Origin of the sequence: uncultured Polaribacter sp. (assembly GCF_947503875.1) — a bacterium.
Taxonomy (GTDB): domain Bacteria; phylum Bacteroidota; class Bacteroidia; order Flavobacteriales; family Flavobacteriaceae; genus Polaribacter.
In genome coordinates this window covers 109,437-125,622 of record NZ_CANNFH010000005.1, presented here as the reverse complement: position 1 = coordinate 125,622, position 16,186 = coordinate 109,437, and the positions used below count along the sequence as shown (strand labels likewise).

General features: G+C 31.4%; 14 protein-coding genes. 12 read left to right on the top strand and 2 right to left on the bottom strand.

What is annotated here, in order from left to right:
• The first annotated feature begins 452 nt into the window (after positions 1-452).
• From Q0684_RS09575 to Q0684_RS09560, 4 genes are all read left to right on the top strand, one after another.
• The gene (locus Q0684_RS09575) at positions 453-1,427 is read left to right on the top strand and encodes a PDDEXK nuclease domain-containing protein (RefSeq protein WP_299015862.1); all 975 of its coding nucleotides are present in this window, start codon (positions 453-455) and stop codon (positions 1,425-1,427) included.
• Positions 1,428-1,435: 8 nt separating this feature from the next.
• Positions 1,436-1,819 carry a hypothetical protein gene (locus Q0684_RS09570; RefSeq protein WP_299015860.1) on the top strand — a complete coding sequence of 128 codons (384 nt, stop codon included), beginning with the start codon at positions 1,436-1,438 and terminating at the stop codon, positions 1,817-1,819.
• A 78-nt stretch (positions 1,820-1,897) separates the two neighbouring features.
• Positions 1,898-2,857: an L-threonylcarbamoyladenylate synthase gene (locus Q0684_RS09565; RefSeq protein ID WP_299015859.1), complete on the top strand. Its 960-nt coding sequence runs from the start codon at positions 1,898-1,900 to the stop codon at positions 2,855-2,857.
• A gap of 24 nt (positions 2,858-2,881) precedes the next feature.
• Positions 2,882-4,549, top strand: a complete 1,668-nt coding sequence (locus Q0684_RS09560; RefSeq protein WP_299015858.1) for an RluA family pseudouridine synthase — start codon at positions 2,882-2,884, stop codon at positions 4,547-4,549.
• A gap of 333 nt (positions 4,550-4,882) precedes the next feature.
• On the opposite strand, the gene Q0684_RS13525 is transcribed toward Q0684_RS09560, so the two are convergent.
• Both Q0684_RS13525 and Q0684_RS09555 read right to left on the bottom strand, forming a co-directional pair.
• Entirely contained in the window at positions 4,883-5,239 is a 357-nt protein-coding gene (locus Q0684_RS13525; protein WP_366140203.1) for a hypothetical protein, read from the bottom strand.
• Between the two features lie 39 nt (positions 5,240-5,278).
• Entirely contained in the window at positions 5,279-7,531 is a 2,253-nt protein-coding gene (locus Q0684_RS09555; RefSeq protein WP_366140202.1) for a DUF5916 domain-containing protein, read from the bottom strand.
• A gap of 225 nt (positions 7,532-7,756) precedes the next feature.
• On the opposite strand from Q0684_RS09555, the gene rplM reads away from it, so the two are divergent.
• From rplM to asnS, 8 genes are all read left to right on the top strand, one after another.
• A complete protein-coding gene (gene rplM / locus Q0684_RS09550; protein ID WP_299015856.1) occupies positions 7,757-8,212 on the top strand; it encodes a 50S ribosomal protein L13 in 456 nt (151 codons plus the stop codon).
• Between the two features lie 2 nt (positions 8,213-8,214).
• Entirely contained in the window at positions 8,215-8,601 is a 387-nt protein-coding gene (gene rpsI / locus Q0684_RS09545) for a 30S ribosomal protein S9 (protein WP_298767222.1), read from the top strand.
• 179 nt (positions 8,602-8,780) lie between these two features.
• Positions 8,781-9,563: a 30S ribosomal protein S2 gene (rpsB, locus tag Q0684_RS09540; protein ID WP_299015853.1), complete on the top strand. Its 783-nt coding sequence runs from the start codon at positions 8,781-8,783 to the stop codon at positions 9,561-9,563.
• A gap of 48 nt (positions 9,564-9,611) precedes the next feature.
• Complete coding sequence (gene tsf / locus Q0684_RS09535) at positions 9,612-10,577, top strand: translation elongation factor Ts (RefSeq protein WP_299015850.1); 966 nt, start codon at positions 9,612-9,614, stop codon at positions 10,575-10,577.
• 154 nt (positions 10,578-10,731) lie between these two features.
• Complete coding sequence (gene pyrH, locus Q0684_RS09530) at positions 10,732-11,442, top strand: UMP kinase (RefSeq protein WP_299015847.1); 711 nt, start codon at positions 10,732-10,734, stop codon at positions 11,440-11,442.
• Between the two features lie 67 nt (positions 11,443-11,509).
• Positions 11,510-12,064, top strand: coding sequence for a ribosome recycling factor (frr, locus tag Q0684_RS09525; RefSeq protein WP_299015844.1), 555 nt, complete (start codon positions 11,510-11,512; stop codon positions 12,062-12,064).
• A 102-nt stretch (positions 12,065-12,166) separates the two neighbouring features.
• Positions 12,167-14,545: an MMPL family transporter gene (locus tag Q0684_RS09520; protein ID WP_299015842.1), complete on the top strand. Its 2,379-nt coding sequence runs from the start codon at positions 12,167-12,169 to the stop codon at positions 14,543-14,545.
• Between the two features lie 206 nt (positions 14,546-14,751).
• On the top strand, positions 14,752-16,185 hold the full coding sequence (asnS, locus tag Q0684_RS09515) for an asparagine--tRNA ligase (RefSeq protein ID WP_299015840.1): 1,434 nt from the start codon (positions 14,752-14,754) through the stop codon (positions 16,183-16,185).
• The last annotated feature ends 1 nt before the right edge of the window (position 16,186 follow it).

The window sequence follows — 16,186 nt, the reverse complement described above, 5'->3', positions numbered from 1 at the left end:
GTAATTTTGAGTGAAACGATAGTGGAATCGAAAAATCTCTAACAAGGAAACTTTATAAATTTGCATTCTTGAGGTTTTTACACAAGCACAAAATTACCTTGGCGTATGTCATTTTGAGAGAAACGATAGTGGAACCTAAAATTCTCTATTATGTAAACATTGCAAATTTGCATTCTTGAGATTTTTACACAGGGACGAAATTACCTTGGTGTATGTCATTTTGAGTGAAACGATAGTGAAACCGAAAAATCTATGTTGGTTTTAATTGTTTTATTTTTGTTGTGTGAGATTTCTCCACAAGGTCGAAATGACAAGTAAATACAAGTGAAAGAATAAAAAAACATGCAGTTAGACTACATAGACAATTACAACGGTTTACACGAAAACATTCTACGTTTGTTTGATTTCATCAAAAAACCACAACTTAATTTTACTTTTTAATATTTTAAATAATGGATAATCGTTTTGTAGACATCGTTAAAATAATTAAACAATCTCGCGCTAGTGCAATTAGAATTATAAATGCAGAACTCATAAATCTATATTGGAATATTGGAAAATATGTTAGTCAAAAAATTGAAAAATCAGAGTGGGGAGATGGTGTGGTTGCAGATTTAGCAAAATATATAAAAACAAACGAGCCAGAAATAAAAGGATTCTCTGATAAAAACATTTGGAGAATGAAGAAGTTTTATGAAACCTACAACAATACTCCAAAACTCTCCACAGCATTGAGACAAATAAGTTGGTCTCATAATTTAGCTATATTTTCTAGGTGTAAAACAAAGGAAGAAAGAGAATTTTACCTAAATATCTCTGAAAAAGAGAACTATAGTGTTAGAGAGCTAGAAAGACAAATCTCTGCAAGTCTTTTTGAAAGAACTTTAATTGGAAACTTAAAAACCTCAACAACGTTGAGAGAATCTAATGAAAATGTATTAAACTCTTTTAAAGATAGTTATGTATTTGAATTTTTAAATATAAAGGAAACGCATAGCGAAAGCGATTTACAAAATGCTCTAGTAAATCAAATGAAAGATTTTATTCTAGAATTAGGTAAAGACTTTCTATTTATTGGAAAAGAATATAAAATTCAAGTTGGAAATAGCGACTTTTTTATTGACTTACTTTTTTACCATCGTGGTTTGCAATGTTTAGTTGCCTTCGAACTTAAAACCGATAAATTTAAACCCGAACATTTAGGGCAACTCAACTTTTACCTAGAAGCGCTAGATAGAGATATTAGAAAAGATAACGAAAACCCAAGTATAGGAATTTTACTTTGTAAGGATAAGGACAAAGAAGTTGTTGAGTATGCTTTAAGCAGAAGCCTATCACCAACTATGATTTCAGAATACAAAACCCAGTTACCGAACAAAAAATTACTACAAGAAAAATTACATAAAATATTTACAGATTCAGAATAGCCAACGAAATGGAATTAGACTACATAGACAATTACAACGGTTTACACGAAAACATTGTTCGCTTATTTGATTTTAATAAAGCAGAAGCCATACAATTTAGAGATTTAATTCAGAATGTAGTTATTGAGCAAAAACAGAAATTAGATTTGTCTCAAATCGATTTTATAAATACCGAAGATTACAATTTAATTTTTGGTTTATTTAAAACAGATGAAGGAATTTTAACCAAAGACTACAGAACCTTTTTTTGCATTTTAACTTTAAACGGTTTTAAAGAAATGTTGCGCCTTTTAGCGCCTTTTTGTGTGAAAGACACTAAAGCACATCAATATTTATATGATTTAGATACACCAACAGATTTGTTGTTCGCGCCCTATGCAACTGCTATTTAAATGAGTTTAAATTTAAAATTGAATAAAATACAATCTGTTTAAAATTCTTTAAATTAATTGTAATTTTGCGCCCGAATCATGAGCATTATTTCTAAAGACATACAAAAAGCAGTTGCACTTTTAACCGAAGAAAACGTTGTGGCAATTCCTACTGAAACCGTTTATGGTTTGGCAGGAAATATTTTTAGCGAAAAAGCCATAAAAAGTATTTTTTCTACTAAAAAACGTCCGTTTTTTAATCCTTTAATTGTGCACATTCCTTCTATAGAAAGTTTAGATGGAATTGTAACGCATATTCCAGAAAAAGCAAAAGTATTGGCAAAAGCTTTTTGGCCAGGTGCTATGACTTTGGTTTTAAAAAAACACAAAAATATACCCGATTTAATTACAGCTGGCAAAGATACAGTTGCAGTTCGCGTTCCTAATCATCCTGTAACTTTAGAATTATTAAAACAACTGCCTTTTCCTTTGGCTGCACCAAGTGCAAATCCCTTTGGGAGTATTAGCCCTACAAAAGCAAAACACGTAGCAAACTATTTTGAAAACGATATTAAAATGGTTTTAGATGGTGGTGCTTGCCAAAATGGAATAGAATCTACCATAATTGGTTTTGAAGGTGAAAAACCTATAATTTACAGATTGGGTGCTTTAGCTTTAGAAGATATTGAAGTTGTTATTGGCAAAATTGAAGTGAAAAACAAAAAAGAAGACAAACCAGATGCTCCTGGAATGTTGGCAAGACATTACGCACCAAAAACTACTACTTTTTTGGTTGATGATGTTGCCAATGAAATTACAAAACATATTGGCAAAAAAATAGGTGTTATTGTTTTTGAAAAATCCACAAACAACACAAATATTACCGAATTTATTTTGTCTAAAAACGGCTCTAAACAAGAAGCGGCTGCAAAATTATACGACACCATGCATACGTTAGACCATTTAAATTTAGATGTAATTATTGCAGAGCGTTTTGCAGAAGATGGTTTAGGAAAATCGATAAACGATCGTTTGCAAAGAGCTACTTTTAGTAGTTAGTATTTTTTACTTAATATCTTTTTATTGAAACAATTGCATTCTTTTTCAACTGATCTTTCTGGAATAAAAACTCCAGAAAATTTTACGTTTCCTTTTTACTACCAACCTCATCAACTAGCAAAAATTGCAGCAAAACAATTGCAAGATTATTTAGAAAAGCAGCAAGATTTTAAACACAATTTTGTTTTTTTTGATGATAAAACCAATGCTATTGGTAAAATGTTTGGTGTTTTAGTGGTTAAGGATAACCATAATAATTTTGGGTTTTTAGCCGCTTTTTCTGGTAAATTAGCAGATGAAACTTGTCCTGATTATTTTGTGCCACCTGTTTTTAATTTAAGAAGTAAAAATAGTTTCTATAGAAAGGGAGAAATTGAAATTGAGCAATTAAGTGAAGATTTAGCATCCTTAGAAAGTAATATTGATTATTTAAAACTTAAAAAGAAGGTTAACAAACTAACCAAAGCTATTGAAGAAGATTTAGCATTTCAGCGCAAGAAAATGAAGGTTGCTAAAAAAGATAGAAAACTCAGAAAAAAAGAAGGTTCAAATACACTTTCTAAAAAAGAGTTTGCATTGTTACTTCAAAAATTAGAACAAGAAAGTTTTAACGACCAGTTTTTTTATAAAGAATTGGTTACTTATTATGACGATAAAATTGCTAAAGACAAAAAACAACTCATCCATCTAGAAGAAAAAATTGCTTTCTTAAAAAGTGAACGCAAAAGAATTTCTGCGAATTTACAACAAACGTTATTTGAGAAGTTTCAATTTCTAAATCAACAAAAAGAATCTAAAGCATTAATTGAAATCTTTAACAATCCTGAAATAAAACCACCTGCAGGTGCTGGAGAATGTGCTGCACCAAAACTTTTACAGTTTGCTTTTTTAAACGATTTAAAGCCTATTTGTATGGCAGAGTTTTGGTGGGGAATTTCGCCAAATTCAGCAATTAGAAAACACAAAAACTATTATCCTGCTTGCCAAAGCAGATGTAAACCCATTTTAAATCACATGTTAAAAGGCATTAAAATGGATGAGAATTTACTATTACAACAAGCTGCTGAAAATTTAGAATTAGAAATTATCTTTGAAGATGATGCCATAATTGTAGTGAACAAGCCAGCTGAATTTTTATCAGTTCCTGGAAAAGAATTGACAGATTCTGTATATTCTAGAATTAAAGAAAAATACCCCAATGCAACTGGCCCGTTAATTGTGCATCGTTTAGATATGTCTACTTCTGGTATTTTAGTGTTAACCAAAACCAAAGAAGCAAATAAGATTTTACAAAGTCAGTTTATAAATAGAACGGTTAGAAAACGTTATGTTGCTTTATTAGATGGCGACATCAACAAAGAAAAAGGCACTATAAAACTACCTTTACGCGTAGATTTAGATGATAGACCAAAACAACTCGTTTGTTTTGAACATGGTAAAAATGCAGAAACCTACTACGAAGTCATCGAAAGAAAAAACAACAAAACCAGCATTTATTTTTATCCAATAACAGGCAGAACACATCAATTAAGAGTACATGCTGCACACAAAAACGGATTAAATTCGCCCATAATTGGTGATGATTTGTATGGTAAAAAACAAAATAGACTACATTTGCATGCAGAATTTATTTGTTTTTTACATCCATCAACAAGAGAAAAAATGAGTTTTAGAATTGCACCAGAATTTTAGGATTCTTCTATTCAAGTGTCACTTCGAATTTATGAGAAGTCTCACAAGTACATCAAATATTTTTAATCTTTTGCATTGTATGATGATATTCAAATTTTAAAAACCAATTTGCATTTCTTAAGAGAAGAGTATGAATTACAATCCAAAATTATGAGATTTCTCCTAACGTCGAAATGACAGGATTCGAGTGTTAAAAGTTTAAAAGGCCAGTAATCCTAGAAAATTTGTCACTTCGAATTTATGAGAAGTCGCATAAAGTAGCTCACATAAAGTTTGTAATCTTGTAAGATTTCTATCTATTGTTTGAAACGACAAAAGCATTGAAAAAAGATATTACCTTACAAATCTATACGTAGCTTTTATTAAAAAAGTATCCTCTGCTGGTGCATTCAAAACCTGTTCTCTAATACCATCTCTTAAAGAATCTGCTGCATCTCTGTTACCAACAGAACCTCTTGCCCAAACAAAAAACAACTCAGAGCCTGGTATATATTCCCAACGCACAACCAAATTGGTTTGCAATTGTGCAAAAGAAAAATTAGGATTATTAAAGCTGTAATCTTCTATTTGATCTCTATTTTCATCAACACTAAAAATAGAACGACCAGAAGTATTTGTAATTTCCTGAATTTGATTTTCATCATAGAAATTTACACGATCTGTAAACTTTTCTGCAGTGGCTTCATTCACAAAATTGAAGTTAGAAAACCTTCCTCTAGAAATAAAAGGTTACCCATAAAACTGAATAGAAAAATCTGGATTGATACTGTAAGTAAACCTTAATGTAGACGTAAATTGATCATTTTTAATATTCCCTAAAATGTATCTATTATTCCCCATAAAATTGCTAACGGTAACATATTGAGATCTATCTTTAGTGACTTCAAATTCGTTTTCAAAAGAAATATTGAAAGCATCTGTAGGTTGATACGCCAAACCTATTGTGTATCGATTTCTACCCAATACATTTTCGTCTGAATGTACATTTAAATAGTTTAAAGAATATCTAAAAATTTTGCTATTATCAGAACCAAAAGAAGCAAAAACGTATCTACTATTAGCACGTCTCCATCTTGGACCACCTCTTAAAAAAAAGTTAGAAAATCGTTTAAAATTAGCGCCAAAACCAATTCTTGTTCTTGAATTATCTATCCAATTAATATCTCCAGAACCTTCAAAACGCAGTCTGTTTAAATTCCCTTGAAAATCGTATTCCGTTAATTCCTCTGCATTTACACCTGCATTTCTATACGTTTCTGTAGGAATTTGCCACAAATAAGAGGCATTTGCAAATTGTATTACTTCGTCTGTATTTCTTAAAAAACCAACATCATTTAACTCTAACTCTGGAGAACGCCAAATTACACCTCCATTGTAACGCCAATTTCCACCTCCTGCTTTACCCAATTCTATTCTACCACCAGAACCAGATAATGAAGTTCTAGTAGGATCTACAGTAACATGTGTTGCACCAGGTCTTTGAAACAAACGTGTTATAGATCTTTGTGTTCTTTCTATAGCTTCTGCACTACCCAAAACATGACTGAAAATTACATTACCATCTAAAAAGTAATCTCTGTTTTTCCAGTTGTGCTGAAAATCAATTCCACCAGAATAAGCAGCCTTATGCAATTCGTTAAAATTACCATTTAAATTTCTGTTGGTTGCTGTAAAAATTGCACCTAAAAAAGAATTTCTTTCGTTAAAATCTTTTTGTGCTCTTGCCACAAAAAAGTTGGTTAAAGGTTCTACAATTTCTTCTCTTGTATCTCCATTTACTTCTCTAATTTCTGCAAATTCATTGCCAGTTACCGTTTCTAAAATACCTAAAGACCAACCGTCTTGTGTTTTTCCAGAAAATTTTGCCGCACCTAAAATTCTAGAATTTAAAGGTTCGTTGGCAAATTCACCTTCTTCTAAATTGGCTCTTCTATTGGGACTTCCTCCAATTCTTCTACTATAAAATAAATTGTCTTGTCCGTTGGCAAACTGAAAATCGAAAATATTTCTGTTTTCTACAAAAAAGGGTCTTTGCTCTCTGAAGAAAATTTGAAAACCGTCTAATGCAATCGCTCCAGGGTCTGCTTCTACTTGACCAAAATCTGGATTTACAGTTAAATCTAAAGTTAAATCATTAGTAACACCAATTTTAGCATCTAAACCCACATTTACTTTAAAATCTGAACCCGTTCTAAAAGGGTTTCCAGCTTCTGCTGGATAATTATCATATTGTAAAACCGTGTAAGGTTGAATTTCTAATTGCTTTTGCGATGGCAAATCTACCAAACCATGCAACTCACCTGCTTCACTAATAAAACCAGCTTGATTATTGGGTATTCTTTGCCAAAGAGAACGTTCTTGAACTCTAAAAATAGTTCTATTGATATTAAAACCCCAAATTTGTTCCTTCGCTTTCCCAAATCTTAATTGACTAAAAGGAATTTTCATTTCTGCAGTCCAGCCTTTGTCATCTACATTGGCATCTGTGTACCAAACAGGATTCCAACTATCGTCCCAATTATTACCATTTTCAGACACAAATTCTTCACCTTTAACACCTGCTGCAGTTGTTGTAAAAACAAAGGCAGTTCTTTTATCATGGTAACTGTCTATTATTACGTTTACACGATCTCCTGCAAAACCATCTCTTCTACTTAATCTTTTCTCTATTAAATCTGGCTCGCCATCAAAAGCACGAATAGCAATGTACAAATACTTAGCATCGTACATTATTTTAAATTTTGTTTGATATAAAGGTGGCGTGCCTTCATCTGGTACTCTTTCTACAAAGTCTGAAGACCATGACACAGCTTCCCAAGCGTCTTCATTAATACTACCGTCTATAATCGGTGTTTTCTTTAATTTTTTAGTTGTATAAATTCGTTTTTCTATGAAGATATCTTCTACAGCCGTTAACTCTTGAGTAACACTATTTAATGCAAAGAAAATACTTAAAAACAGAGAAAAATGTATAAATTTCATTGTAAAAGCTTATTTTTTTATGAATTTTTCAAAGAAAACAAGGTACAAAAGTAGTTTACTTTTTTATTAAGGTTATGTTAATTCGTGCTTTCTTATTTTCTCTATTATTTTTAATGAAGAAATTATTGTAAAACACTATTTGTCAATCAAATAAAAAGCTATACATTTGCACTCCTTTTTTAAGGAAAAATTAATTATTAATAAACAAAAACTAAAAGTGTAATTATGAACACATTAAGTTACAAAACTGTATCGGCAAACAGCGCTACCGTAAACAAGGAGTGGGTTTTAGTTGATGCGGACGGTCAAACGTTGGGTCGTCTAGCTTCTAAAGTTGCAAAACTAATTAGAGGTAAATACAAGCCAAATTATACTCCTCATGTAGATTGTGGAGACAACGTGGTTATTATCAACGCAGAAAAAATTAACCTAACTGGAAACAAGTGGAGAGACAAATCTTACATTCGTCACACAGGTTACCCAGGAGGACAAAGATCATTAACTGCAACAGAAATGTTTGAGAAAGATCCTACAAGATTAATCGAAAAAGCAGTAAAAGGTATGTTACCAAAGAATACTTTAGGTAGCGCTTTGTTTAGAAACTTGTATGTATATGCAGGCACAGAGCACAAACAAGATGGGCAATCGCCTAAAGCTATTAACCTTAACGATCTTATATAACAATGGATACAGTTCACAAAATAGGTAGAAGAAAAACAGCAGTTGCTCGTATTTACTTAAATGAAGGTAAAGGTAACATTACTGTAAACAAGAAAGATTACAAAGATTATTTTTCGACAGGAACTTTACAATATAAAGTACAACAGCCATTAATGTTAACAGAAAACTTAGAGTCTTATGACATTAAAGTTAATGTTTATGGTGGTGGTATTACAGGTCAAGCAGAAGCTATTCGCTTAGCAATTACTAGAGCATTAGTTGCTATAGATGCAGACCATAGAGCAGTCTTAAAACCAGAAGGATTATTAACGAGAGACCCAAGAATGGTTGAACGTAAGAAATTTGGTCAGAAGAAAGCACGTAAGAAATTTCAATTCTCTAAGCGTTAATATTTTTCTGAAAGTCACACTGAGCTTGTCGAAGTGTATTTCAAGATTTATTAAACTTTATAGAGAACTGTTATTATTACATTATTTTAATATTAAACAGTTTAGTATCTAAATAATTAAGACTCGTAAGACTACTTAATTATTGATTTCAAAAACAGAAAGTAAACACATTTTAAAAAATGGCAAACGTAAACATTCAAGAATTATTAGACAGTGGTGTACATTTTGGTCACTTAACAAGAAAGTGGAATCCAAACATGGCACCTTACATTTATACAGAACGTAATGGTGTACACATCATCGATTTGTATAAAACTGCTGCAAAAATAGAAGAGACTTCAGAAGCTTTAAAAAAGATTGCTAACTCTGGTCGTAAAATTTTATTTGTTGCAACAAAAAAGCAAGCAAAAGACATCGTATCAGAAAAAGCGAAAGCTGTAAACATGCCTTTCATTACAGAAAGATGGCCAGGTGGTATGTTAACTAACTTTGTTACTATTAGAAAAGCTGTTAAAAAAATGGCTCAAATTGATAGAATGAAGACTGATGGATCTTTTGACGCATTGTCTAAAAGAGAAAAGTTACAAATTAACCGTCAGAGAGAAAAATTAGAAAAGAATTTAGGTTCTATTTCTGATATGACTCGTTTACCTGGTGCTTTATTTGTAATAGACATTAAAAAAGAACACATTGCAGTTGCAGAAGCGCAAAAATTAAACATTCCAATTTTTGCAATGGTAGATACAAACTCAGACCCAAGACAGGTAGATTTTGTAATACCAGCAAATGATGATGCTTCTAAGTCTATAGACAAAGTATTATCTTTTGTTACTGATGCTATCGCAGAAGGTTTATCTGACAGAAAAGCGGATAAAGAGAAAACAAAAGAAGCTAAAGCTGCTCCTGTAAAAGAAGAAGTTAAAGCAGAAGTTGCTGAAAAAGCTACTGAAGAAAAAAAATAATTTAATAACAATTTAGGAACGTTACGTTTCTTTAAAAATATAAGTGACATGGTAAAAGTAAGTGCTGCTGATGTTAAAAAATTAAGAGAAGCTACTGGAGCTGGAATGATGGACTGTAAAAAGGCATTAGTTGAGGCAGAAGGTAACTTTGATCAAGCAATAGACGTTTTACGTAAAAAAGGACAGAAAATTGCTGCAAAAAGAGCTGATAGAGAATCTACAGAAGGTGTTGCAGTAACTAGAATTAACGACGCAAAAACAGAAGGTGTTGCAATAGTATTAGCTTGTGAAACAGACTTTGTTGGTAAAAACGAAAAGTTTGTTGCTTTAGGTGGTGAATTTGCAGATATCGCTTTGAATTATGATAGCAAAGAAGATTTCTTAGCTGCAGATTTTGGTGGTATGTCAGTTGCTGATAAATTAGTTGAACAAACTGGTGTTATTGGAGAAAAATTAGAAATTACTGCTTTTGAAAAAGTAAGTGCTGCTTATGTTGGTGCTTATACTCACATTGGTAAAATTGCTGCTTTAGTAGGTTTATCTAGTGCAGTTGATAAAGCAGATGAGTTATCTAAAGATATTGCAATGCAAGTTGCTTCTATGGGTGCTAGTATTTTATCTTACAAAGATTTTGATCCTGCTTATGTAGCTGCAGAAACTGAAGCTAGAATTGCAGTAATCGAAAAAGATAATATCGAGTTAGGTAGATTAGGAAAAACATTAAAAAATGTTCCTCAATTTATTTCTATGTCTCAATTAACTCCAGAAGTTTTAGCTAACGCTGAAGAAGCTGCAAAAGCAGAGTTGAAAGCAGAAGGTAAACCAGAACAAATCTGGGACAGAATCTTACCAGGTAAAATGGAAAGATTTATTTCGGATAACACCACCTTAGATACAGAGCAGTGTCTTTTAGATCAAGCTTTTATTAAAGATGAAAAGAAAAACGTTGCACAATACGTTAAAACGTATGGTGATGTAGAAGTTTCTACTTTTAAAAGAGTTACTTTAGGATAAGACAATTTTGTCATTCCTGTAGATACTGAATCAAGTTCAGTACAAATGCAGGAATCTAAATATTTTAAGCCTCACATTCTATTTTTAGAATTGTGAGGTTTTTTTGTGTTTCAAAAAAAGAAACAGTAATTTTGCCAAACTCTTAAAATAAATTATGCAATACAAAAGAATTCTTTTAAAACTAAGTGGTGAAGCCTTAATGGGTGATAGACAATATGGTATTGATCCTAAAAGACTAGCAGAATATGCAAAAGAAATCAAACAAGTAGTTGCAAAAGGTATAGAAGTTGCCATTGTAATTGGTGGTGGAAATATTTTTAGAGGTGTTGCAGGTGCTGCAAATGGTATGGACCGTGTACAAGGAGACCATATGGGAATGTTAGCCACTTGTATAAATGGTTTAGCATTGCAAAGCGCATTGGAAGAAGAAGGTGTTTATACACGCTTGCAAACTGCCTTAGAAATTAAAGAAGTTGCAGAACCATATATTAAAAGAAAAGCTATTCGTCACCTAGAAAAAGGACGTGTTGTTATTTTTGGTGCAGGAACAGGTAACCCTTACTTTACAACAGATACAGCTGCAGTTTTAAGAGCAATAGAAATAGATGCAGATGCTATTTTAAAAGGTACTCGTGTAAACGGAATTTACAATGTAGATCCAGAAAAAGATAAAAATGCAATAAAATTTGAAAGTATTTCTTTTAAAGACGTTATTTCTAAAGGCTTAAAAGTAATGGATATGACTGCCTTTACATTAAGTGAAGAAAATAAATTACCAATTATTGTTTTTGATATGAATACCAATGGAAATCTGTTAAGGTTGGTTTCTGGAGAAAAAATTGGTACTATTGTTGATAATATTTAAGTAAATATGTTCTTATACTTTTCTTGTAAATGGGAAAGTAAAAAGAGCACCACAAAACATTTTTAAGATGAACGAAGAAGTTGAATTTATATTAGATACTGCTAAAGAAGCAATGAACAAAGCCATTGCACATTTAGAAAAAGAACTAGTCTCTATTAGAGCAGGTAGAGCAACTCCTGCAATGTTAAGCACAGTTATGGTAGATTATTATGGCGCACAAACTCCTTTAGGGCAAGTAGCCAATGTAAATACTCCAGATGCTAGAACTTTAAGTATTCAGCCTTGGGAAAAAAATATGCTACAAGAAATTGAAAAAGCAATTCAAATAGCAAATTTAGGGCTAAACCCAATGAATAATGGAGATTTAATTATGATAAACGTGCCACCTTTAACAGAAGAACGCAGAAAAGGTTTAGCTAAACAAGCTAAAGCAGAAGCGGAAGATGCAAAAGTAGGTGTAAGAAACGCACGTAAAGATGCAAATAACGATATTAAGAAAGTAGATATTTCTGACGATATGAAAAAAATTGCAGAAGATGACGTGCAGAAATTAACAGACACGTTTGTAAAAACCATAGAAGAAAAATTAGCCGTTAAAGAAAAAGAAATTATGACTATATAATCTTCTTTAATTTATAAAATTAAAAAAAGAGTGTTTTTAAAACACTCTTTTTTTTGTGAAATACCCTGCTAATTTAATTACCTTTGTCGCAAATTTTTACACATGAATTTCTGGCCAAAAGCAGCAGGTTTAATTCTTAGAAATCGCTTTTTAGTTTTATTTTTAATTGCAGTAGTTACTGGTTTGTTAGCCACACAAATGAAGTATATGCAATTCTCTTATTCTGAGGCTAATTTATTACCAGAAGATCATGAAGCCAATTTAGAATACAACAAATTTTTAGAAATTTTTGGAGAAGAAGGCAACCTAGTAATTCTTGGTATAAAAGACACTACAGTTTTTACACCACAAAAATTTAATGCTTGGAATAATTTAGTAGAAAAATTTAATAATAAAGAAGAAATTGACTTTACTGTTTCTATTGCAGACGTACAAAAACTAAAAGCAGATAGAAAACAACGAAAATTCATTTTAGAACCACTTTACGAGAAAAACCCTACTACAGCAGCAGAAGTAAATACGATAAAAAAAGAGCTTTTTACAAAACTACCTTTTTATGATAATTTACTTTACAACAAAGAAACGGGTACTTTACAAACTGCAATTTACATTAAAAAAGAAATTGTAAACACTCCAAAACGTAGAGATTTTATATTTAACTATTTAAAACCTACTATAGAACAATTTGAAAAAGAAACAGGTTTAGATGTTCGTGTTTCTGGTATGCCTTATATTAGAACATTAAATGCACAAAACATACAAGACGAAATTATGTTGTTTGTAGTTGGTGCTTTATTAATTACAGCAATTATCTTTTTCTTTTTCTTTAGGTCTTTTAGAGCCACATTTATTACGCTTTTAGTGGTAATGATTGGTGTTACTTGGGCTTTTGGTTTTATTGGCTGGTTTCGTTATGAAATCACAGTCTTATCTGCTTTAATTCCGCCTTTAATTATTGTGATTGGTGTGCCTAATGCAGTGTTTCTTATTAACAAATATCAACAAGAAGTAAAAAAACACGGTATGCAAGCCAAAGCATTACAAAGGGTAATTGCAAAAATTGGTAATGCTACGTTAATGACAAATATTACTACAGCTTCTGGCTTTGCCACTTTTGTTTTTGTAAAAAGTAGTTTACTTAGAGAATTCGGAATTTTAGCCTCTGTAAATATTATTAGTATTTTTATTTTGGCATTGTTAATTATTCCAATTATCTACAGTTTTATGCCACTTCCTAAGAAAAAGCATTTGAATCATTTAGAAAAAAAATGGATTGAGAATGTAGTAGATTGGATGGAAAGAATGGTGAGAAACCACAGAATTGGAGTATATTTTGCTACGGTAATCGTTATAATTTTAGGTATTATTGGTGTTTATCAAATAAAAGTTTCTGGTAGTTTAATAGAAGACATGCCTAAAAAAGCTGGTTTTTATAAAGATATTAAATTCTTTGAAAAAGAATTTGGAGGCATAATGCCCTTAGAAATTTTAATTGATACCAAAAAAGAAAAAGGAGTTATGAAACTTTCTGTCTTAAAAAAGATGGAGGAGTTGAATGAAACTATAGAAAGTTTCCCAGAATTATCGAAACCAATCTCTGTAACTAATATTGTAAAATACTCTAAGCAAGCTTATTATAAAGGAAATCCTAAATATTATCAGTTGCCTACAAATCAAGAGCAGAGTTATATTTTTTCTTACACTAAAAACTCTAATAGTGATGCTGGTATGCTAAAATCTTTTGTAGACTCTACAGGACGTTATGCCCGCATAACTACATTTATGAAAGACATTGGAACAGATAAAATGGATGTAATTCAGGAACGTTTAAAAACGGTTATTGCAAAAGAATTTCCATCAGAAAAGTTTGAAGTATCTATAACAGGTAAAGCCTTGGTTTTTATAAAAGGAACAAATTATTTAATTAAAAATTTAGTTATTTCTTTATCACTAGCCATTTTGTTAATCGCCATTTTTATGGCCTGGATGTTTCGCTCACCACAAATGATTCTAATTTCTTTAATACCAAACATATTACCTTTACTAATTACAGCAGGTTTAATGGGTTTTTTAAACATTCCTATAAAACCATCTACCATTTTAGTATTTAGCATTGCTTTTGGTATTTCTGTAGACGATACCATTCACTTTTTAGCCAAATATAGGCAAGAATTAATTGCCAACAAATGGAAAATTAAACCTTCTGTTTACGCTGCCTTAAGAGAAACAGGTGTTAGTATGTTTTACACTTCTATTGTGTTATTTTTCGGGTTTTTAACCTTTACCTTATCCAGTTTTGGAGGTACAATTGCCTTAGGTGGTTTAGTCTCTGTAACCTTGCTTTTAGCCATGGTTTCTAACTTGCTTTTACTGCCATCTTTACTGCTTACTTTCGAAAAGAAAATTGCGAATAAAAAGGTATTTAAAGAGCCTAAAATAGCTATATTTCCTAAAAATGACGAAGAAGAGAATAAACATTAAACTTTGATTCTCTTTTGTATTATGTATTAAACTATATTTTTCTCTACAGTAGTTTTTAAGCCCAAACTCAATTAGTATGCAGCATTTTACAATATAATTAAGACATATAGATATTCCTTTTTTTAAGAATAATTTCCTTTCAAATAAAGTATATTTGTTTTAAACTATAATCAACTATTTTTTATAAATTTTTATTTTTTTAAATGATGATGAACAACAACGTTGCAGCAATTTTAGAAACAGGTAAAATATTACAAGAAGTAAATTTAAAAGGATGGGTTAGAACATTTAGAAGCAATCGTTTTATTGCTTTAAATGATGGTTCTACCATTAAAAATATACAATGTGTTATCGATTTTGAAAACACAGCAGAGGAAACTTTAAAAAGAATAACAACAGGTGCTGCAATTGCTATAAAAGGTACATTAGCAGAAAGCCAAGGAAAAGGGCAAGCTATAGAAGTTAAAGTAGCAGAAATAGAAATACTTGGAGATTCTAATCCAGATGAATATCCTATTCAACCTAAAAAACACAGTTTTGAATTCTTAAGAGAAAATGCACATTTACGTATTAGAACTAACACGTTTAGTGCAGTAATGCGCGTACGTTCTAAATTATCTTTTGCAGTACACAAATACTTTCAAGACAATGGCTTTAATTATGTAAATACACCTATTGTAACCGGTTCAGATGCAGAAGGTGCAGGAGAAATGTTTAGAGTTACTGCTTTTGAAGACAACAAAGCACCCGTTACAGAAGATGGTAAAATAGATTACGCTAAAGACTTTTTTGGTAAAGAAACCAACTTAACCGTTTCTGGGCAATTAGAGGCAGAAACCTATGCTATGGCTTTGGGTAAAGTATACACTTTTGGACCAACATTTAGAGCCGAAAACTCAAATACAACACGCCATTTAGCAGAGTTTTGGATGATTGAGCCAGAAGTTGCTTTTATGGATTTAGATGGCAATATGGATTTAGCAGAAGATTTTATAAAGTCTGTTTTAAATTACGTTTTAGAAAACTGTAAAGACGATTTAGCTTTTTTAGATCAACGTTTTACCCAAGAAGAAAAAAGCAAACCACAGGCGCAAAGAAGTGATCTGAGCTTGTTAGAAAAATTAAAGTTTGTGGCCGATAATAATTTTAAACGCGTTTCTTACACAGAAGCTTTTGATATTTTAAGAAACTCTAAACCCAACAAAAAGAAAAAATTTCAGTTTCCTGTAAATGAATGGGGCGTAGATTTACAATCTGAACACGAACGTTATTTAGTTGAAAAACATTTTAAATGTCCTGTAATTTTATTTGATTACCCAGCAGATATTAAAGCATTTTATATGCGTTTAAATGATGATGGAAAAACAGTTAGAGCCATGGATGTATTATTTCCAGGAATTGGAGAAATGGTTGGTGGCGCACAACGTGAAGAACGTTATGATGTTTTAGTGGAAAAAATGAAAGCCATGGATATTGATGAAAAAGAATTGTGGTGGTACTTAGATTTGCGTAAATTTGGTACAGCTGTACATTCTGGTTTTGGCTTAGGTTTTGAAAGGTTGGTGCAATTCACTACAGGAATGGGTAATATTAGAGACGTAATTCCTTTTCCTAGAACACCTCAAAACGCAGAATTTTAAT